The sequence below is a fragment of the Streptomyces sp. NPDC028635 genome (assembly GCF_040637635.1).
Classification (GTDB): Bacteria; Actinomycetota; Actinomycetes; order Streptomycetales; family Streptomycetaceae; genus Streptomyces.
The window spans coordinates 1-18,878 of sequence record NZ_JBEZWX010000049.1; the positions used below are offsets into that span (position 1 = coordinate 1).

At 73.2% G+C, this 18,878-nt stretch carries 16 protein-coding genes and 1 tRNA gene; 8 read left to right on the forward strand and 9 right to left on the reverse strand.

The genetic code is table 11. From position 1 onward, the window contains the following. Positions 1-43: 43 nt before the first annotated feature. Together AB0E88_RS32080 and AB0E88_RS32085 are read right to left on the reverse strand one after the other, a co-directional pair. Positions 44-784: a YcnI family protein gene (locus AB0E88_RS32080; protein ID WP_361637953.1), complete on the reverse strand. Its 741-nt coding sequence runs from the start codon at positions 782-784 to the stop codon at positions 44-46. Positions 785-929: 145 nt separating this feature from the next. Continuing rightward, the gene (locus AB0E88_RS32085; RefSeq protein WP_361637955.1) at positions 930-1,748 is read right to left on the reverse strand and encodes a hypothetical protein; all 819 of its coding nucleotides are present in this window, start codon (positions 1,746-1,748) and stop codon (positions 930-932) included. A gap of 203 nt (positions 1,749-1,951) precedes the next feature. Here AB0E88_RS32085 and AB0E88_RS32090 point away from each other — a divergent pair, with 203 nt between their 5' ends. Beyond that, positions 1,952-2,398, forward strand: a complete 447-nt coding sequence (locus AB0E88_RS32090; RefSeq protein ID WP_361637958.1) for an ATP-binding protein — start codon at positions 1,952-1,954, stop codon at positions 2,396-2,398. A gap of 37 nt (positions 2,399-2,435) precedes the next feature. Here the strand turns inward: AB0E88_RS32090 and AB0E88_RS32095 are convergent, their stop codons facing one another. Both AB0E88_RS32095 and AB0E88_RS32100 read right to left on the reverse strand, forming a co-directional pair. After that, positions 2,436-3,893, reverse strand: a complete 1,458-nt coding sequence (locus AB0E88_RS32095) for an aminopeptidase P family protein (protein WP_361637960.1) — start codon at positions 3,891-3,893, stop codon at positions 2,436-2,438. A gap of 108 nt (positions 3,894-4,001) precedes the next feature. Beyond that, positions 4,002-5,396: a PP2C family protein-serine/threonine phosphatase gene (locus AB0E88_RS32100; protein ID WP_361637961.1), complete on the reverse strand. Its 1,395-nt coding sequence runs from the start codon at positions 5,394-5,396 to the stop codon at positions 4,002-4,004. A 629-nt stretch (positions 5,397-6,025) separates the two neighbouring features. On the opposite strand from AB0E88_RS32100, the gene AB0E88_RS32105 reads away from it, so the two are divergent. Together AB0E88_RS32105 and AB0E88_RS32110 are read left to right on the forward strand one after the other, a co-directional pair. Next, on the forward strand, positions 6,026-6,709 hold the full coding sequence (locus AB0E88_RS32105) for a bifunctional DNA primase/polymerase (RefSeq protein WP_361637962.1): 684 nt from the start codon (positions 6,026-6,028) through the stop codon (positions 6,707-6,709). 56 nt (positions 6,710-6,765) lie between these two features. Then, on the forward strand, positions 6,766-7,419 hold the full coding sequence (locus AB0E88_RS32110; RefSeq protein ID WP_361637963.1) for a hypothetical protein: 654 nt from the start codon (positions 6,766-6,768) through the stop codon (positions 7,417-7,419). Positions 7,420-7,664: 245 nt separating this feature from the next. Here the strand turns inward: AB0E88_RS32110 and AB0E88_RS32115 are convergent, their stop codons facing one another. The 3 genes from AB0E88_RS32115 to AB0E88_RS32125 all read right to left on the reverse strand — a co-directional run bounded on the left by AB0E88_RS32115 (position 7,665) and on the right by AB0E88_RS32125 (position 10,482). Next, the gene (locus AB0E88_RS32115; protein WP_361637965.1) at positions 7,665-8,630 is read right to left on the reverse strand and encodes a DUF5926 family protein; all 966 of its coding nucleotides are present in this window, start codon (positions 8,628-8,630) and stop codon (positions 7,665-7,667) included. A 186-nt stretch (positions 8,631-8,816) separates the two neighbouring features. After that, positions 8,817-9,455, reverse strand: coding sequence for an ATP-binding protein (locus tag AB0E88_RS32120; protein WP_361637967.1), 639 nt, complete (start codon positions 9,453-9,455; stop codon positions 8,817-8,819). 199 nt (positions 9,456-9,654) lie between these two features. Beyond that, the gene (locus AB0E88_RS32125) at positions 9,655-10,482 is read right to left on the reverse strand and encodes a glycerophosphodiester phosphodiesterase (protein WP_361637969.1); all 828 of its coding nucleotides are present in this window, start codon (positions 10,480-10,482) and stop codon (positions 9,655-9,657) included. Between the two features lie 278 nt (positions 10,483-10,760). Between AB0E88_RS32125 and AB0E88_RS32130 the strand changes: the two genes are divergently transcribed. After that, complete coding sequence (locus tag AB0E88_RS32130) at positions 10,761-12,365, forward strand: trypsin-like peptidase domain-containing protein (RefSeq protein ID WP_361637971.1); 1,605 nt, start codon at positions 10,761-10,763, stop codon at positions 12,363-12,365. Positions 12,366-12,428: 63 nt separating this feature from the next. Further along, positions 12,429-12,515, forward strand: a tRNA-Ser gene (locus AB0E88_RS32135). Positions 12,516-12,667: 152 nt separating this feature from the next. Here the strand turns inward: AB0E88_RS32135 and AB0E88_RS32140 are convergent. After that, positions 12,668-13,534, reverse strand: a complete 867-nt coding sequence (locus AB0E88_RS32140) for a bifunctional DNA primase/polymerase (protein ID WP_361637973.1) — start codon at positions 13,532-13,534, stop codon at positions 12,668-12,670. Positions 13,535-13,916: 382 nt separating this feature from the next. On the opposite strand from AB0E88_RS32140, the gene AB0E88_RS32145 reads away from it, so the two are divergent. The 3 genes from AB0E88_RS32145 (at position 13,917) to AB0E88_RS32155 (ending at position 17,071) form a co-directional block, all read left to right on the forward strand. Beyond that, positions 13,917-14,243, forward strand: coding sequence for a hypothetical protein (locus AB0E88_RS32145; RefSeq protein ID WP_361637974.1), 327 nt, complete (start codon positions 13,917-13,919; stop codon positions 14,241-14,243). 478 nt (positions 14,244-14,721) lie between these two features. After that, positions 14,722-15,270 (forward strand): SigE family RNA polymerase sigma factor, encoded by a 549-nt coding sequence (locus tag AB0E88_RS32150; protein ID WP_361637976.1) that lies wholly within the window; start codon positions 14,722-14,724, stop codon positions 15,268-15,270. A gap of 157 nt (positions 15,271-15,427) precedes the next feature. Beyond that, positions 15,428-17,071: a long-chain fatty acid--CoA ligase gene (locus AB0E88_RS32155; protein ID WP_361638011.1), complete on the forward strand. Its 1,644-nt coding sequence runs from the start codon at positions 15,428-15,430 to the stop codon at positions 17,069-17,071. A gap of 481 nt (positions 17,072-17,552) precedes the next feature. Here the strand turns inward: AB0E88_RS32155 and AB0E88_RS32160 are convergent, their stop codons facing one another. Beyond that, the gene (locus AB0E88_RS32160) at positions 17,553-18,752 is read right to left on the reverse strand and encodes an MFS transporter (protein WP_361637978.1); all 1,200 of its coding nucleotides are present in this window, start codon (positions 18,750-18,752) and stop codon (positions 17,553-17,555) included. Positions 18,753-18,878: the final 126 nt, after the last annotated feature.

An 18,878-nucleotide genomic window follows, 5' to 3' on the forward strand; every position in this document is an offset into this window, starting at 1 on the left:
GGCCACGGATGCGGCTCCCGCGCGCGCCACGGACGGGCGGAGGTCAGGCGGTGGCGCGCCGGCGGCCGGCGAACACGCCGTACGCCACACCCGCCGCGCCGACGACGATGCCCACGATGCCGAGCACGCGGGCGGTGGTGTCGGTGCCGGAGCCGTCGGACGCCTTGGTCTCGGCGGCGGTCTTCTCGGCGCCCGCGGCACTGTCGTCGGAGGCCTTGGAGGCACCGGACGCGCCGTGCTCGTCGTCCGCGGCGGCGGTGAGCTTCAGCACCGGCGCGGGGTTCTCGGGCTCGGCCTGGCCGTCCTGCGGCACCTCGATCCAGCGCACGACTTCCTTGTTGGAGTACGTCTGGATCGCCTTGAAGACGAGCTTGTCGGCGTCCTCGGGCAGTTGGCCGACGGAGAGCGGGAACTTCTGGAAGTAGCCCGGCTTGATGCCCTCGCCCTCGGCGGTCCAGGTGACCTTCGAGACCGCTTCGGTGATCTTCTCGCCGTGCATCGTGAGCGGCTTGGCCAGCGTCGCCTTGGTGACGTCGATCTTCCAGCCGGGGATCGCCTGCGGTGCCACGGAGGCCAGCGGGTGGTCGGCGGGCAGGGTGACCTCGACCTTGGTGGTCGAGGCGTTGTCGCGCTCGTTGGGCACCTTGAAGTCGACGACGGCGTAACCGCCCTTGGCGGCGGCGCCCTCGGGCTGCACGGAGACGTGCGCGAAGGCGGGCGTCGACAGGACGGTCAGACCGGCCACGGCGAGAACGACGGGGACGGCTGCACGGGAAACCTTCATGGAAGGGTGCACTCCACTTCGAGTGAGTCCGGCGGTTCGGAGAACCGGCCGGTGAGGAAGAGGGATCCGCACGCGCACGCGTGCGTGATGCGCCGCACGACGGCGCCGGCCTCTCGTCCTCTTGTGGAGTGGCGGTCGCGTCGCGCTAGGCGGCGAGGGTGAGTGCGGCGGCGGGCGGACCCCGCCGGATCACCGTGTGCTGGAGTGCGGTGGTGTGCGGGGCGGGCGGCGCGAACAGTGCGGTGCGCACCGGGCGCGGGCCCGTGGCGGGCGCCGTCGGCAGCCCCGCGAGCAGGGCGCGCACCAGCGCGAGCGCCGCGCGCAGGGACCGGATGAGCGCCCCTTCCGCGACCTCGTGCGCCGACAGCGCGGCCAGTTCCATGATCCGCAGCAGGGCGGTGTCGCCGCGGCGCAGCAGCCAGCCCGCGGCGAGCGCCGCGAGGACGTGCCCGAGCAGCATCGGCAGCGACGGCAGCAGGGCGGCGGGGGAGCCGGCGGCCGTGGACAGGGCATCGGCCGGATGGTGCGCGGGAGCGCCCTGCACGCGCGCGGTCGCGAGGATGCGCTGGGCCTGGACGGGGCTGAGCGGAGCCGCACCGGCCCCGCACACCAGCCGCGCGGCCTGCGCCACCAGCGACGCGTCCGAGGCCGGCGAGGAGCCCGCGGCACCCGGCACGGTCGCGGCCGCGTGCTGGCCCAGCCCGAACAGTGTGTGCAGCACGGTCTGCCCGGCCCCGAGCAGCGCGGCGATCCCCCACGCGGAACGCTCCCGGCCGGCCAGCGGCGCGGCGACGAGGAACACTCCCAGGAAACCCGCGCCCAGCGTCCACAGCGGGACCGTGGCGCAGGACGCGAGCGCGTGCCCACCGGCGGCCAGCACGACGCAGACCGCGGCGAACACCGCGGCCCGCAGAAGCCGGACGTCACGTCCGGCGCGCACTGAGCGCGGGGGGAGGGCAGTCATGGCGGGCCCATCATCGCACTGCTCCCACCGCCGCCGTACGGCAGGTCCACAAGATGCCGATTGCGCACTCGGGCCCCACATACACCGATTGCCGTCGTCCGCGCATCCCCCATATGGGCGGCATCACGTCAATTCCTGGCTTACTTCCCGGCACGGGCGGCAATACGTAACGGTATGTCGAGCCGCGGCCAGGAGGCTGGAGCATGAGCATCTGGTGGTCACTCCATCTGCGGCGCGAAGCTGCGAGCGTCCCCCTGGCCCGGCGCCTGCTGCTCGGGACGATGGAGACGGCGGGTGTCGACCCCGACATCTCCTACGACCTGTCCGTCGCCCTGAGCGAGGCCTGCGCCAACGCCGTGGAGCACGGCGGGCACCGGGGCCCCGGCGACTGCGCGGAGGCCTACCGCGTCACCGCCTACCTCGACGGGCAGATGTGCCGCATCGAGGTCGCCGACGCCGGTCCGGGTTTCACCGCCGCAGACCCGCCCCGCCCCGCGCACGACGACGCCGAGCACGGCCGGGGCCTGTTCCTCATCCGCGAACTCGCCGACCACGTCCACGTCGGCAACAAGCCCGGACGCGGCGGCGCGGTGGTGAGCTTCGACAAGATCCTCAAATGGCGCGAGGACGCGCCGCTGGTGGCCGTCTGACCCCGGCGGCGCGCCCTTCGCGAGAACGCCCGGCGCGTCAGCCCTTGAGCCGGGCCATCCAGGACTCCACCTCGTCCGAGCGGCGCGGCAGCGCGGCGGACAGGTTCCGGTTGCCGTCCTCGGTGACCAGGATGTCGTCCTCGATACGGACACCGATGCCGCGGTACTCCTCGGGCACCGTCAGGTCGTCGGCCTGGAAGTACAGCCCCGGCTCGACGGTGAGGACCATGCCCGGCTCCAGCGTGCCCTCGACGTAGGTCTCGGTACGGGCGGCGGCGCAGTCGTGCACGTCCATGCCGAGCATGTGACCCGTGCCGTGCAGCGTCCAGCGGCGCTGCAGACCGAGCTCCAGCACCCGCTCCACCGGGCCCTCCACCAGCCCCCACTCGACGAGCTTCTCGGTGAGCACGCGCTGCGCGGCGTCGTGGAAGTCGCGGAACTTGGCGCCCGGCTTGACCGCCGCGATGCCGGCCTCCTGGGCCTCGTAGACGGCGTCGTAGATCTTCTTCTGCAGCTCCGAGAAGCGGCCGCCGACCGGCAGCGTGCGCGTGACGTCGGCGGTGTAGTACGTGTGCGTCTCGACGCCGGCGTCCAGCAGGAGCAGGTCGCCGGAGCGGACCGGGCCGTCGTTGCGCACCCAGTGCAGGGTGCAGGCGTGCGGGCCGGCCGCGGCGATGGTGCCGTAGCCGACGTCGTTGCCCTCGACGCGGGCGCGCAGGAAGAACGTGCCCTCGATGTAGCGCTCGGACGTGGCCTCGGCCTTGTCGAGGACCCTGACGACGTCCTCGAAGCCGCGGACCGTCGAGTCGACGGCCTTCTGCAGTTCGCCGACCTCGAAGTCGTCCTTGACCAGCCGGGCCTCGGAGAGGAAGACGCGCAGTTCCTCGTCGCGCTCGGCGGTGACCTTGTCGGTCAGCGCCTCCTCGATGCCGGCGTCGTGGCCGCGCACGACGCGGACCGGGCCGGTGGCCTCGCGCAGCGCGTCGGCCAGCTCGCGGACGTCGGCGACCGGGAGGCCGTACAGCTTCTCGGACTCGGTCAGGGAGTGGCGGCGGCCGACCCACAGCTCGCCCTGGCCGGAGAGCCAGAACTCGCCGTTCTCGCGGTCGGAGCGCGGCAGTAGGTAGAGCGTCGCCTCGTGGCCCTCGCCGCGCGGCTCCAGGACCAGGACGCCGTCCTCGGTCTGGTTGCCGGTGAGGTAGGCGTACTCGACGGACGCCCGGAAGGGGTAGTCCGTGTCGTTGGAGCGGACCTTCAGGTTGCCCGCGGGGATCACCAGGCGCTCGCCGGGGAAACGGGCGGACAGCTGCGCGCGGCGCGCGGCCGTCTCGGCGGCCTGGGCGATCGGCCGCAGGTCGCGCAGCTCGGTGTCGGCCCAGCCGGACTTCATGTTCTCCGCCAGCTCGTCGGAGACGCCCGGGTAGAGGCCGTTCTTCCGCTGCTTGATCGGCTCGTCGGTCTCCGGGGTCTCCGGAAGCTCCTCCGCCACGGTCATCCTCCTTGGGTACGGCACTGGACCGCCTCCATCGTACGGTCGTACGGAAGGGGGCCCAGGGCGCTATGACCCATTACACGAGGTGACCTGCCGGCCTGCCCGGGGCGGCTACTCGAACCGCGCCGCCAGCAGCACCACGTCCTCCTCCGAATCGGCCGAGTCCAGCCCGTCCGGCAGGACCGTGCGCAGCACGTGGTCCACGAGCGCGTCCGGATCGCGCCGCAGCGAGCGGGGCACCCCGGCGGCGGCCGCGTGCAGCCGGGCGAAGGCACGGTCGACCGGGTCGCCGGTGCGGTGCAGCAGGCCGTCGGTGTAGAGCAGCACCGTCTCGCCGGGCTCGGCCTGCAGCTCCACGCTGGGCGCCTCCCAGCAGGCGAGCATGCCGAGCGGCGCGGAGACGGACGTCTCGACGAACTCGGTGCGGCGCTGGCCGACCAGCAGCGGCGGGCAGTGCCCGGCCCCGGCGAGGGTGATCTTGCGCAGGGCGGGCTCGCAGTACGCGAACAGGGCGGTGGCCGAGCGGGCGGGCTCGGTGAGACGCAGGAGCAGTTCCAGGTCGGACAGGACGGCGACCGGGTCCTCGCCCTCCATCACGGCGTACGCCCGCAAGCTGGCCCGCAGCCGGCCCATCGCGGCGACGGCGCTCGGCCCGGAGCCCGTGACCGCGCCGACCGCGAGGCCGAGGGCGGCGTCCGGCAGCGGCAGCGCGTCGTACCAGTCGCCGCCGCCGCGCGGACCGGTGCGGTGCCGGGCGGCGAGCTGGACCCCGGCGACGCGGGGGAGGCGGGACGGCAGCAGTTCCTCGGCGATGGTCGCCATGCACGCGCGCGTGCGCTCCACCTCCAGCAGCCGGGCGAGGTGTTCGGCGGCGCAGCGGGCGTACAGGCCGATCAGATGGCGCTGGCGCTCGACCGGTTCGGCCGGCTCGTCGTACAGCCAGACGGCGGCGCCGAGTCGGCCGCCGGTCTCGGCGGACAGGGGGAGGGCGTAGCTGGCGGCGTATCCGAGGCGGGCGGCGACCTCGCGGTGGCGGGGGTCGGGGCCGTCCCCGGCGAACAGGTCCGGCTCGGTGATCTCGTGGTCCCCGCCGGGCAGTCCGTCGAGGATGCGGCCGAAGGAGGTGGCGCTGCGCGGCACGGTCTCGATGTGGCCGAGGTCGGCGCGTCCGAGCCCGAGACCGATGGTGGTGTCGGGGCCCTGCCGGTCGGCGGGTTCGAGGACGACCAGTCCGCGCCGGGCGCCGACCAGGGCGGCTCCGGCGCGCAGCAGTTCCTGCAGGGCCTCGTCCAGGGAGGTCGTGCGGGCCAGGCGCTCGGTGAGTTCGTGCAGGGTCGTCAGATCGGAGACCCAGCCGGCGAGCCGGTCCTGGAGCAGGGCGCCGGGAGCGTGCGGCGGCGGCACAGGGGCGGTGCCCGCCGTGACGGGCGCGGGCGCGGCAGTGTGCGCGGGGGCCGGAACCGCTGCATCGATTCCAGCCACTTTCTGAGGATGAGGGGCGTTCATGGCAACCGGCTTTCCGACCGGTGCGTACTGCTGAAAAGCATCGCAAACCCCCATGTCTTCTGCGCCGCTAGCAGTGTCTCCACATGTACACGCACTCGTGAGGGGATGTCCAGCATTGTCCTGCTGGGATTACTGGTGTCCGTGGTGTTCACGGGCTTTGCGGGGCTCCCGGCGGTAACCCCTTGCGCAAGAGCGAAGTTGGCTGAAAACTGCCTCAGGTATCGGGTGATTGCGGTCGACTGGCCTTGCTCCACGGAGCGTCACAGCGGTCGTGATGGGTACGTACTCGGTATGGGCCGGGGTGGTGGGGGCCACCCGGAACCTGTTGTCCGGACCGGGCGTCTTAGCCACCGACGACCCAGCCCCATCCTCCCGTGGCGGAGGCGAAGCGAACAACGCGAGACGGCAAACGCCATACTTCGCCACCCCACGCCACGCCCATGCTTGTGCTGAACGCGGTATGGACGTCAGCGGCCGCACGAAAGCCGCCGAAGCTCGGCCCAGAGGGGTTCCCCGCGCGTCAGGCCGGGGTGTGATGCGCCAGCAGGTACGCACAGTGCAGAGATCGACACATGGTGTGACAAGGTCCTCGGTGTTGCCAGGCGTGCAACGGAAAGGAACGAGCGCTCATGCGCGAGATCCCCGGAAGGCGACGCAGGCTCCTGTCCCGTCTGTCCCGTCTGTCCCGGCGGAAGGGCGGGGGGCCTGAGTTGATCGGCGCGGCCCTGACATTCGCCACCCAGTGGGGGTGGCCCGTGCTGCCCGGTGTGGCGGCCGACCCCGAGGGGCGCTCGCGCTGCGCCTGCCCCGACCCGGAGTGCACGGTGCCCGGCGCGCACCCCTTCGACCCCGGCCTGCTCGCCGCGACCACCGACGAGCGCATGGTGCGCTGGTGGTGGACCAACCGGCCGACCGCGCCGATCATCCTGGCCACCGGCGGCAGCGCGCCGTGCGCGGTGAGCCTGCCCGCCCTGCCGGCCGCCCGGGCGCTCGCCGCACTCGACCGCGAGGGCATGCGCCTCGGACCGGTGGTCGCCTCGGACACCCGCTGGTCGATCCTCGTCCGCCCCTACTCCATGGAGCAGTTGGGCGAACTGCTGTACGCCAAGGACTTCGTGCCCGGCTCGCTGCGCTTCCACGGCGAGGGCGGCTACATCGCCCTGCCGCCCTCCGTCACCGGGCGTGGCCCCGTCCGCTGGGAGCGTGCCCCGCTGCCCGGCTCGGCCGCCCCCTGGGTGCCCGACGTCGAGGCCGTGGTGGACGCGGTGGTCGACGCCCTCACTCGTACGGGTGTGAGCGCGCCCGAGTTGTAGGGGTGTCGGACGCGACCGGATCCGTGCGCCCGGTCGCTGTCGTTATCGTCCCTTTCATGAACCTCCGCCTTGCAGCCCTCGCGGGCGTCGTGGCGTGCGCGGTCGCCCTGCCGCTGGCCGTGGCGTCGGCGGGCGGCGTGGGCGACGCCCAGCACTCGGTCGTACGCTCGCCGTCGTACGCCGGTGTCACCTACGACGACGAGAAAGCGACCGGTGCCGGTGCCTCCGGCGGCGCGGGCGCTTCCGCTCCCGGCGGCCCTTCCGCTCGCGGCTCCTCCGCCCGTGCCGGCGCCGGATCCGCCGAGGGGCAGGCGCCCTCCGCCGCGCCCACCCGGTCCCCGCTCCTGCTGGGCCTCGGCCTGGCCACCGCCGCCCGCTGCGGCCCCGAGGTCACCTCGCCCGACGGCATCGAGGCGCAGACCTGCGTGCTGACCCAGGGCGGGCAGACCTGGGCGCGCACCTACTACCGCAACACCACCGGCCGGGTGCTGGAGTCGGTGCTGAGTCTGATGGGGCCGGGCGGGCGCACGGTGCAACTGCGCTGCCCGGTGGGCGCCGAGGACGAGCCGGGGACCTGCGAGACGCCCCGGGAGCCGGTCCATGGCACCCCGGACACCTACACGGCCGTCGCGGAGTTCGCGCGGGCGGGGGGAGGCGGGTCGCTGCTGCTGCGGGCCGGAAGCAACGCGCCGCAGGACACGGGGAGTTGAGGAGCGACGCCGGACGGTGCACGGCGTCGCGTATGAAAAGACCCGGTTGCTGGCGACGGGGGATGCACCAGCAACCGGGCTACTCAGACCGTAACAAGAGATCGGCCCCAAGCAAATTCGATCTCGCGTTTCCCTGGGGTATTCGGACACTCACCGACGGGCCGCGACCGGGCCAATCGGACATCTGCGAGGCCCGGCCGCCGCCGCGCTCTGTGACGGGTGTCACCCCCACGGGGGTGCATGGGTCAACTGAGCGTGACCTGCCGGTTGGTCAGGCCCCCGCGGGCCCGGCGCTCCTGCGCGGTCAGCGGCTCCTGCACGGCCAGCGCCTCGGCCAGGCGCTCGGCGAACTCGGCGGCCGGCTTCTCCACGTCCGCCGCGGTGACCGACGACGGCAGGTCCCACACCGGCACGGTCAGACCGTGGGCGCGGAAGGAGCCGACCAGGCGCGTGCCCTCGCCGAGGCTGGAACCGCCCGCAGCGTGCAGCCGCGCCAGCGCGTCCAGAAGCTGCTCCTCCGGGTGGGGCATGACCCAGCGCAGGTGGTTCTTGTCGGGGGTCTCGCACCAGTACGCCGCGTCCACACCGGTCAGCCGCACGGTCGGGATCGCCGCGGCGTTCGCCCGCTCCAGGGAGGCGGCGACCTCCGGCGTGGCGTTCTCCGCGTCCGGCACCCAGAACTCGAAGCCGCTGTGCACCACCGGCTCGAACGCGCCCTTCGCGTCGAGCAGATCCTGCAGCCGCGGACCGTCGGCCGGGGCGCGGCGGCCCTGCACCGGCGTGCCCGGCTCCGCCTCGAGGGCGCGCAGCAGCGTGTCGGCCAGATCGCGGCTGATGTCGCCGGACGCCGTGTCGTTCTGCAGGCCGAGCAGGACCGAGCCGTCGTCGCGGCGCAGCGCGGGCCAGGCCATCGGCAGCACGGTGGCCAGGGTGACCGACGGGACACCCTCGGGCAGGGCGTCCTTCAGGGGCAGCTCGACGGTGGCCGCCGGGACGAGTTCGCGCAGCGCCACCCAGTCGCACTCGCCGGGCAGGCCCTCGAAGGGGCGGTGCACCAGCTCGGTCTCGGCCTGTGCCGCCGCCCGGCCGTGGCAGGCCTTGTAGCGCCGGCCGCTGCCGCAGGGGCAGGGCTCGCGGGCGCCGACAACCGGGATCTCTCCCTCGCTCAGCTGAGGGCGCGCGGCCTTCGTCTGGGGTCGCTTCTTGGCCATGTGGGTGTCTCCCGGATACGGCTCGTCTGGTACGGCGCGAGCCTAGCCGTTCACGCCATGACCGACGCGGCCCTGTGGACAACGCGGCGCGGACGGCCACGGACGGCGTGGACCCGGACGACGTGGGCCCGGACCGGGACGGCCGCGGGCGGCTCGGCGGACCCGGAGTCCCGCAGCCGTCGTGGGTCAGTCCAGGTCGTCGAAGGCGTCGGTGAAGTCGAGATCGGCCATCGCGGCCACCGGCGGCGCCGCCACGCGCGTGGCGAAGTCCTCGCGGCGGCGCCCGGCGTCCGGGTCGTACACGTCGTCGTGGACGACGACCCACACCGTGACCTCGCCGCGTACGCCGTCCCGGACACCCCAGTCGTCGGCGAGCGCGGTGATGATGTTCAGGCCGCGACCGCCGTGCGCGGTCACCGAGGGCGTGGCCGGGGCCGGACGGGTCGGTCCGCCGCCGTCGGTCACCTCGACCAGCAGCCGGCCGCCCGGGTCCACCCGCCACGCGGCCCGCACATCGCCGTCCCCGGCCAGCGCGTCACCCAGGGGGCGGCCGTGTTTGCACGCGTTGCTCAAGAGTTCCGAAAGGATCAGTACGGCATCGTCGATGACCGAATCGGCAACACCGCTGCTGCGCAACTGGTCACGCATCCGGTGCCGTGCCTTCCCCACGCCCGCAGGGCCATGGGGTACGGCCATGCTCGACGACGTGGGCACCTCCTGTGCCACCACCAACGCCACCCCCGAGACCTCCTTCGCCCCACGCCACGGTGTGTTTGCCCCATTGGCCTGTACCGGAAACCGGCCAATCATCGTCCGTGGACGCATTCACCACCGTCGAACACGGACCGAACGCGCCGGAGCACTCCCCGTAATCAAGTGGCTGGATTTCTTCGGTGTGGCCGAGAGGTGAGGATGGGACAGCAAGCGCGTGAGGGTCAAGAGGCATGGGTGACTGCTGAGACTGTCGTTACCGCCGTGTAGCCGACCGGATGCCGGGGGCGGGCCGGCGCGGGACTCCGGTGGATCAACGCCCCAGCTGGTCCAGCACCGCGCGCGGGCGGTTGGTGATGATGGCGTCCACCCCGAGGCGGGCGCACAGCTCCACGTCCTCCGGCTCGTTCACCGTCCACACGTGCACCTGCCGGCCGGCCTGCTTCCACCGCTCGACGTACCCGGGATGGCCGCGCACGATCCGGATCGAGGGGCCCGCGACGCCCACGCCCGCCGGCAGCCGTCCGTCGCGCAACCGCGGTGAGACGAACTGCATCAGATACACCGTCGGCAGCGTCGGCGAGGCGGCACGCACGCGGTGCAGCGAACGCGCGGAGAAGCTCATGACACGGATCCGTGACTCCTCGGGTGAGGCCGGCGCGTCCAGGCCGTACCGCTTGAGCAGGTGCAGCAGCCGCTCCTCGACCTGTCCGGCCCAGCGTGTGGGGTGCTTGGTCTCGATGGCCAGTTCCACTCGCCGTCCGGCGTCGGCCACGAGCTCCAGCAGCCGTTCCAGGGTCAGTACGGACGTCGCCTCGCGGTCCTCCGGCCGGAACTCCCAGTCCGGCTCCTCGTCCCGCCCGCGCCAGGCCTCGCGGGTCTTCCAGGAGCCGAAGTCCAGCGCGGCCAGGTCGGCGAGCTCCAGGGCGGAGACCGCGCCGCGGCCGTTGGACGTACGGTTGACGCGGCGGTCGTGCACGCAGACGAGGTGCCCGTCGGCGGTGAGGCGGACATCGCACTCGAGGGCGTCCGCGCCGTCCTCGATGGCCTTGCGGTAGGCGGCGAGCGTGTGCTCCGGCGCGTCCTCGGAAGCCCCGCGGTGGGCGACGACTTGGATGTGGTGGGGTCGTGCGTGGGTCACCGCGTCATGGTGCCACCGGGACGGGGTAGGCGGGGGACCGCGGGCGCGGTGAAAGCACGGTAAGCATATCGGTGATACACCCCTTTAGTCGGACAGGTCCTATATAAAGGGTGGTCAAAGGGTTGCCGGGAACCCACAGGCACCGCTTATGGCCCCCTGACGCCTCGTGGGAAAAGCTGACGGCATACAAATGCACATGCACAGCGGCCCGCGTGTGCCCAGGCCCGTGACCTGTGACCGTGACCGACAACGACAGCCGTGGATCGAGGAGAAGAGCTGTGAGCACCGAGAACGAGGGCACTGAGGTACCCCCGGCCCCGTCAGCACCTCCCGTGCCGGTGGAATCTCCCGCAGCCTCCGCCCACCCGCCCGCCCCGGCCCCCCAGGGCGACGCACCGGCGCACCCGGTTCCGCCGCGGACCGGCGCCACGGCGTCGTCGGAGCAGCCGCCGGCGGGCGCCGTTCCGACGGCGGAGCACCCCTCGGCAGGCGCCGCGGCGTCGCCCGAGCACTCCCCGACCCAGACAACCCAGTCACCTCAGGTGCCCCAGGCACCACAGATGCCCCCTGCCGCACCTCCGGCACCGGCGACCGCCCCCGCCGGCGCCGCGCCGCACCCCGGCACCCCCGGCTCCGCGCCGGAGGCCGGCTGGCCGCCCCCGCCCCCCGCCACCCCGGCGTACGCCGGTGGCGGCAGCGGCGGCGGTGACCCGGCGGCCGGGCACGGCTGGGGCGCGCCGTACCCGCAGCCCGCCCCGAAGGCCAGGTCCGGCCGCGGCGGCATGCTGGCCGCGGTCCTGGTGGCCGCGCTGGTCGCCGGCGGCCTGGGCGGCGGCCTCGGCTACACCCTGGCCAAGGACAACGACAGCACCGGCTCCACCACGGTCTCCGCGGCCACCAGCGGCGGTGACGTCAAGCGTGACCCGGGCACGGTCGCGGGCGTGGCCGCCAAGGCGCTGCCGAGCACGGTCACCATCCAGGCCGAGTCCACCAACGGCGAGGGCGGCACCGGCACCGGGTTCGTCTTCGACACCCAGGGCCACATCGTCACCAACAACCACGTCGTCGCCGACGCCGTGAACGGCGGCAAGCTGACGGCGACCTTCCCCAACGGCAAGAAGTACGACGCCGAGGTGGTGGGCCACGCGCAGGGCTACGACGTCGCCGTCATCAAGCTCAAGAACGCGCCGTCGGACCTCAAGCCGCTCCCGCTGGGCAACTCCGACCAGGTCGCCGTCGGCGACGCGACGATCGCGATCGGCGCGCCCTTCGGCCTGTCCAACACGGTGACGACCGGCATCATCAGTGCCAAGAACCGCCCGGTGGCCTCCAGTGACGGCTCCGGCAGCCAGGCGTCGTACATGAGCGCCCTGCAGACGGACGCCTCGATCAACCCGGGCAACTCCGGCGGCCCGCTGCTGGACGCGGGCGGCAACGTCATCGGCATCAACTCCGCGATCCAGTCCACCGGCAGCGGCGGCCTCGGCGGCTCCGGCCAGTCCGGCTCCATCGGCCTGGGCTTCGCCATCCCGGTCAACCAGGCGAAGTACGTCGCCCAGCAGCTGATCAAGACGGGCAAGCCGGTGTACGCGAAGATCGGCGCCTCGGTCTCGCTGGAGGAGTCCAGCGGCGGCGCCACGATCACCTCGCAGGGCGCGGGCGGCTCCTCGTCGGTGGAGCCGGGCGGTCCCGCCGCCAAGGCCGGCCTCAAGGCGGGCGACGTGATCACCAAGCTGGACGACCGGGTGATCGACTCCGGGCCCACCCTGATCGGCGAGATCTGGACCCACAAGCCCGGCGACCAGGTGACGATCACCTACGAGCGGGACGGCAAGTCCCACACGGTCGAACTGACCCTGGGCTCCCGCGTCGGCGACAGCTGACCCGCCCACGGCGCCTGCCGACCCGTTAGTCTTGTCCCGCGCCGCCCCCACCGGGCGGTGCGGGGAGGCGTGCCCGAGCGGCCTAAGGGAACGGTCTTGAAAACCGTCGTGGCAGCGATGTCACCGTGGGTTCAAATCCCACCGCCTCCGCGTGCTGCACACGCAGAACGGCCCCCGACCCGGGTAGTGGGTCGGGGGCCGTTCCCTTGTCCGGTGCGGTGGCCGACCGGCTGTCCGGGCGGGAGGCCGACCGCCTGTCCGGGCCGGCGGCCGGGCGGCGTTCCCGCGTACGGGGGCCTCCGTCACGGCGCATGGCCCGTCAGGCGGGCTGCCGAGGCGATGGTCGCTCTGGCCTCGCGTTCGGTCAGGCCCGTGTCGCGGGCCGCGGCGATCAGGGGGGTCAGCAGGGTGGGGCCGAGGCCGTTCTCGTAGGCGCGGCAGGCGGCCCAGAACAGGCGGGTGTTGCGCTGGCCCTCGTGTGCGGCGAGGACGAAGTGGACCAGGCCCTGGCCGTGCGTGCCGGCCGGCCGGCGGGGCGGGTGGTCGTCGCGAGGGGGCAGCAGCAGGCGCAGCAGCGACGGCGGGCAGGGGGCCGGTGTCAGGTGGGCGCTGCCGGGGGCGACGGTGTACTCCCCGTGCTCGGTACGGGAGCCGGGACCGACCAGATAGCCGCCGGCGCCGCGGATGTCGATGCCGGGGGCGAGACGGCTCGCGGAGTTGGGGACCGCGGTGTCCGGGGGGCCGGTGAGCCAGAGGTGGCGTCCGCCCGAGGGGGTCAGGACGACGACCGTGGGCGGGATCGTGAACAGATGGCGCAGGGCCAGCTCGCGCAGGGCGGTGGTGGAGTCGGTGCCGGTCTTGGTGTCGAGGTCGATGCCGACCAGATGGTGCGGGGGCAGTCCGCAGGCGATGCCGTACCCCGTGGCCCAGGGGGCGGCGGCGAACAGTTCGCGGATGCGGCCGGGGTCGGTGGAGGCGTCGTACACGCCGTGGCCGAAGCGGCCGCACTCGCCGTGGCAGGGCGGCGTGCCGGCGGGGTCGTCGCGGTGGGGGGAGCGCAGGGCCGGGAGTTTCGTCCGGGACAGGGGGATGACGGCCAGGCCGCGTTCGGCGGCTGACAGCGCGTGGGCGAGGGCCAGCGTCCTGGCCTGCCGGTCGGTGGGGGCCATGGATTCATTTTCGTACGTGTGTTCGAGAATGGGAAGAGGGGGCCGGTTCCCCGGGCCGGCGACACGCCGAAGGCCGATGGAACGGCCGGAAGGGTGGCGGAACGGTTCACCTCTTGGGGTGCTTGGGGTGGGCCTGTCCGAGGTGTCTGACCTGTGAGTGAAGGGGCGGTGAAAGGTGGTGATAGGGGTTTATCGACTTGTCATCACGCTTGAGGGCGAATAGCGCCTTCCGGGCTGGTTCGCCGGGGATTCGGTGGGCAACTCTGATCTCGCGACGTCGTGCACAACCCTCGGGGCGGATGGCCAACTGCCCCGTGAACAGCCGTACTTGACGCGTTGCCGGCCGCCCGGCCGGTGCGTGGGTCCCGATGGAGGAACACACATGGCAAGCATCCGTACCGCCCGCGTTCTCGCCGCTGTCTCCGCCCTCCCGCTGGCCGCCGCCCTCTTCGCCGGCGTCGCGACGGCCGACAACGGTGCCATCGCGGACGACGGATCGAGCGCGGCCGTCACCAACGCCGTCCAGGGCATCGTGGGCAGCGGGGTCGGCGGCCACAACACCGGCAACTCCTCGACCACACAGCAGCAGGCGATCGGCTCCGGCGCCTCCAACCAGAGCAACACGGCCCAGGTGAACGGCTCGGCGTTCACCGCGGTCAACCAGGGCAACGAGAACGTCGCCGTCAGCTTCTCCCCGCTGTGGTGGTGAGCTGAGGGGGGCCGGCGCGTCAGCCGCCGGCCCCCCTCGGTGCCCGTTCGAGGTGTGCTCTGTGGGTGGTTCACAAGGTCCTGCGCGGCGGTGCTCCGGCACCGCCGCGCAGGCGTGCGTGCGGACAGGCCGACGCGGGCACCCCGCGCGAGGACCGGCAACCGCCGCGCAGGCGTGGAGGGCGCCGGCGGCCCGACCCTGGCGGCGGGGGGGGGGTCGTCCCTGGCGGCGGTGGGGGGTCGACCCTGGTGGCGGCGGGGGGCCGACCCTGGTGGCGGCGGGAGGCCGCCGTACCCGCATCGGGGCTGGTCCGGAGCCGTGGGGGCAGGACGTTCTCGGGGTTCGTCCCGCAGCCGCGTCCACCCGCGGGTCCACCTCTGGGAGGTGGGGTGAGCCCCACCCCTACAACCTGAGGGGGACTCGGCTTCGGGACCTGCGGGTGATCCCCGGCCACGCCGCCCGCTTCTAGCGTGGAGACATGACCACACCCGTCTGCACCAGCGCTTCGACGGCCGCGACGTGGGCGCCGCCGTACCCGTCCTTCTCGGCGTACGTCCGGGCCCGCCAGTCCGTGCTGCTGCGCGCCGCCCGCTCGCTCACCGCGAACCCGAGCGACGCGGAGGACCTGCTGCAGACCGCGCTCACCAAGACGTACGTCGCCTGGGAGCGCATCGAGGACCACCGCGCACTGGACGGCTATGTGCGCCGGGCGCTGGTGAACACGCGGACCTCGCAGTGGCGCAAGCGCAAGGTCGACGAGTTCGCGACCGACGAGCTGCCCGAGCCCGAAGCCTTCCCCGGGGACGACGACCCGGCCGAGCGGCAGGCACTGCACGACGCGATGTGGCGGGCGGTCATGAAGCTCCCGGCGCGCCAGCGGGCGATGGTCGTCCTCAGGTACTACGAGGATCTCAGCGAGGCCCAGACGGCGGAGGTGCTCGGCGTGTCGGTGGGTACGGTGAAGTCGGCGGTCTCGCGGGCGCTGGGCAAACTGCGCGAGGACCCGGAGCTGATACCGGCGCGCTGAGCCGGCCGGAGTCGCCGCTCACACCGGTGCCGTGACCCGCGACGCAGTGATCGATCACCGCTCCCTAGTGACATACCGCGTGGTATGTGCGCAGAATCAGCGCAACCGTTACCACCGCGTAGGCGACGTCGCCCGGGAGGACGCCGTGCAGAGCACGATGCAGGACGTACCGCTGCTGATCTCGAGGATCCTGACCCACGGGTCGGCGGTCCACGGCACCTCGCAGGTGATCACCTGGACGGGCGAAGGGGCACCGCAGCGTCGCTCCTACGCCGAGATCGGCGCCCGCGCCGCCCAGCTGGCGCACGCCCTGCGCGAGGACCTGGGCGTACGCGACGACGACCGCGTCGCGACCCTCATGTGGAACAACGCCGAGCACGTGGAGGCGTACTTCGCCATCCCCTCCATGGGCGCGGTCCTGCACACGCTCAATCTGCGCCTGCCCGCCGAGCAGCTGACCTGGATCGTCGGCCACGCCGCGGACAAGGTCGTCGTGGTCAACGGTTCCCTGCTGCCGCTGCTGGCCCCGCTGCTGCCGCACCTGAAGACCGTCGAGCACATCGTGGTCACCGGCCCGGGCGACCGCACGCTGCTCGCGGACGCCGCGCCGCAGGTCCACGAGTACGAGGAGCTGCTCGCCGGGAAGCCGACGGTCTACGACTGGCCGGAGCTGGACGAGCGGCAGGCCGCCGCCATGTGCTACACCTCCGGCACCACCGGCGATCCCAAGGGCGTGGTCTACAGCCACCGTTCGATCTACCTGCACTCCATGCAGGTCAACATGGCCCAGTCGATGGGCCTGACCGACCAGGACACCTCCCTGGTCGTGGTGCCCCAGTTCCATGTGAACGCCTGGGGCCTGCCGCACGCCACCTTCATGACCGGCGTCAACATGCTGATGCCCGACCGGTTCCTGCAGCCGGCTCCGCTCGCCGAGATGATCGAGAGCGTGAAGCCGACCCACGCGGCCGCCGTACCGACCATCTGGCAGGGCCTGCTCGCCGAACTGCACGCCAGGCCGCGTGATGTGTCGTCCCTGCACCAGGTCACCATCGGCGGCTCGGCCTGCCCGCCCTCCCTCATGGAGGCCTTCGACCAGCTCGGCATGCGGGTCTGCCACGCCTGGGGCATGACGGAGACCTCGCCGCTCGGCACGGTGGCCCGCCCGCCGGCCCACGCGGTCGGCACCGACGAGGAGTTCGGCTACCGGCTCACCCAGGGCCGCTTCCCCGCCTCCGTCGAGGCCCGCCTCACCGGCCCCGGCGGGGAGCGGCTGCCCTGGGACGGCGAGTCGGCGGGCGAGCTGGAGGTGCGCGGCCCGTGGATCGCCGGCGCGTACTACAACGGCCCCGACGCCGAAGCGCTGCGCCCCGCGGACAAGTTCAGTGAGGACGGCTGGCTGAAGACCGGTGACGTCGGCACCATCTCCCCCGACGGCTTCCTCACCCTCACCGACCGGGCCAAGGACGTCATCAAGTCCGGCGGCGAGTGGATCTCCTCGGTCGAGCTGGAGAACGCGCTGATGTCCCACCCGGACGTCGCCGAGGCCGCCGTCGTCGCCGTCCCGGACGAGAAGTGGGGTGAGCGCCCGCTGGCCACGGTCGTCCTCAAGGAGGGCTCGACGGCCGACTTCGAGTCGCTGCGCTCCTTCCTCGCCGAGGAGGGCCACATCGCCAAGTGGCAGCTCCCGGAGCGCTGGACCATCGTCGAGGCGGTCCCGAAGACGAGCGTCGGCAAGTTCGACAAGAAGGTCCTCCGCAGGAAGTACGCGCAGGGCGAGCTGGACGTCACGCAGCTCTGACGCCGGCGGCGTCCCCGGGGGAGGGGCCACCGGCCGCCTCCCCGGGAAGGGCACGCCACCGTCGTACGACGATGACGTGCCCTGCGCGCGGGCGGACGGCGGGTGAGTGCCCCGTCGGCCGTCCCCCGCTCGCTCGCTCGGCGGCGGAGTTCCCCGCCGGTGTCTTTCGCCGGCTCGGCGGGTGGGGTCCGGGGGCCCCGCCGTGGGGTGTCTTCCGTTCGGCCGCGCGGCGGGCGAGTCCCCCGCCGTCGGGCGTCCCTCGCTCGTCCGGCGGGCGGGTCCCCCGCTGCCGGGGCGTCCTCAGCCAAGGGCGCTCGGCGGCCGAGTCCCCTGCCGTCGGGCGCCCTTCACTCGCTCGCTCGATGGTGAGACCCCGCCCGGTGGCGAGACGCTCGCCCGGTGGCGGGACCTCGCCCGGTGGCGAGGCGCCCGCCCGGTGGCGGGACCTCGCCCGGTGGCGAGGCGCCCGCCCGCGGGAACCTCACCGGCGTACGGCCGTGGCGCTCCAGCCGAGTGTCAGCCAGGCCGCCGCCACCGCGCAGACGCCGCCCCAGCCGAAGTGGCCGAAGGCCGGGCCCGCCAGCGCCGAGGCGAGCGCGCCGCCGGCGAAGCCGCTGACCACGTAGGCGGTGTTGGCGGCGGCCGGGGTGGTCGTCGTGGTCAGCGCCAGGGTCTGGTTGGCGACGTGCGAGGCGACCAGGGCGGCGTGGATCGCGATCGCGGCAGCGAAGAGCGCGGCGATGAGCTGCCCGCCCAGCCAGAACAGCGGCACCGACACCGCGGCGACCAGATAGGCGGTACGGACGACCTTGCCCGCGCCGAACCGGTCGACCAGGCCGCCGGCCAGCGGAGCGACCACGCTGGCCGCGAGCCCGAAGAGACCGAACAGCCCGGCCGTCGCGGTCGACAGGCCGTACTCGGGACCGGTCAGCAGCAGGGCGAGCGAGGTCCACAGGGCGCTCCACGCCCCGAACATCCCCGCCTGCCGCACGCACGCCCGCCACAGGTCGGGCGAACGGCGCACCAGAGCGGGCAGTGCGGCGATCCCGGCGAGGAAGCCGGCACCGCCCTTGCGGGTCGACGGCAGGACGACCGCGGTCGCCAGGCCCAGCGCGAGCGTCAGCACGCCCGAACCCGCGAACACCCAGCGCCAGCCGAACGCCTGCCCGGCCAGACCGCCGACCACGCGGGCGGCGACGATGCCCGTGAACAGGCCCGCGATGACCGCGGCGACATGGAACGCCCGGCGGTCGGCGGGCGCGCGTTCGGCGACCAGCGGCACCAGCAGCTGCGGGATGACGGTCGCCGCGGAGGCGACGAACACGGCGGCCGCGAGCGCCCCGGTGCCGGGAGCGGCGGCTCCGGCGGCCAGCGCGAGGGTGGTCAGGACGGTGAGGGCGGTGACCAGCCGGCGCCGGTTGGCGGTGTCGCCGAGCGGGGCGAAGAACAGCAGGCCGACGGCGTAGCCGAGCTGGGCGACCGAGGCGACCCAGGCGATCGCCGGCGGGGTGGAGCCGAAGTCGCGGGCGATCAGCGGGAGCAGCGGCGCGGCGAGGTAGATGTTGGCGGCCGTCACCGCGGTGCAGACGGCGATCAGGACCAGGAAGAGCGCGGAGGAAGGGGGACGGGGGCCCGCGTCGCGCACCACGGGGCGGCTGACGTCGGTGGAGATCGAGGACATGGGGAGGGACTCCTTCGAGCCGGCTCTCACAACTAACTGGTTGGTTGGATGATGGGGCAACAGTCTGGAGGGCCGCTCGATTCCCTGTCAACCAAACAGTTGGTTACCCGAGGGGCTACCCTGTCG

Bases quoted from the DNA above. Each gene is read 5' to 3' on its own strand.
- AB0E88_RS32080 (WP_361637953.1), bottom strand. From the start codon at position 784: ATGAAGGTTTCCCGTGCAGCCGTCCCCGTCGTTCTCGCCGTGGCCGGT.
- AB0E88_RS32085 (WP_361637955.1), bottom strand. From the start codon at position 1,748: ATGACTGCCCTCCCCCCGCGCTCAGTGCGCGCCGGACGTGACGTCCGG.
- AB0E88_RS32090 (WP_361637958.1), top strand. From the start codon at position 1,952: ATGAGCATCTGGTGGTCACTCCATCTGCGGCGCGAAGCTGCGAGCGTC.
- AB0E88_RS32095 (WP_361637960.1), bottom strand. From the start codon at position 3,893: ATGACCGTGGCGGAGGAGCTTCCGGAGACCCCGGAGACCGACGAGCCG.
- AB0E88_RS32100 (WP_361637961.1), bottom strand. From the start codon at position 5,396: ATGAACGCCCCTCATCCTCAGAAAGTGGCTGGAATCGATGCAGCGGTT.
- AB0E88_RS32105 (WP_361637962.1), top strand. From the start codon at position 6,026: ATGCGCGAGATCCCCGGAAGGCGACGCAGGCTCCTGTCCCGTCTGTCC.
- AB0E88_RS32110 (WP_361637963.1), top strand. From the start codon at position 6,766: ATGAACCTCCGCCTTGCAGCCCTCGCGGGCGTCGTGGCGTGCGCGGTC.
- AB0E88_RS32115 (WP_361637965.1), bottom strand. From the start codon at position 8,630: ATGGCCAAGAAGCGACCCCAGACGAAGGCCGCGCGCCCTCAGCTGAGC.
- AB0E88_RS32120 (WP_361637967.1), bottom strand. From the start codon at position 9,455: ATGCGTCCACGGACGATGATTGGCCGGTTTCCGGTACAGGCCAATGGG.
- AB0E88_RS32140 (WP_361637973.1), bottom strand. From the start codon at position 13,534: ATGGCCCCCACCGACCGGCAGGCCAGGACGCTGGCCCTCGCCCACGCG.
- AB0E88_RS32145 (WP_361637974.1), top strand. From the start codon at position 13,917: ATGGCAAGCATCCGTACCGCCCGCGTTCTCGCCGCTGTCTCCGCCCTC.
- AB0E88_RS32150 (WP_361637976.1), top strand. From the start codon at position 14,722: ATGACCACACCCGTCTGCACCAGCGCTTCGACGGCCGCGACGTGGGCG.
- AB0E88_RS32155 (WP_361638011.1), top strand. From the start codon at position 15,428: ATGCAGGACGTACCGCTGCTGATCTCGAGGATCCTGACCCACGGGTCG.
- AB0E88_RS32160 (WP_361637978.1), bottom strand. From the start codon at position 18,752: ATGTCCTCGATCTCCACCGACGTCAGCCGCCCCGTGGTGCGCGACGCG.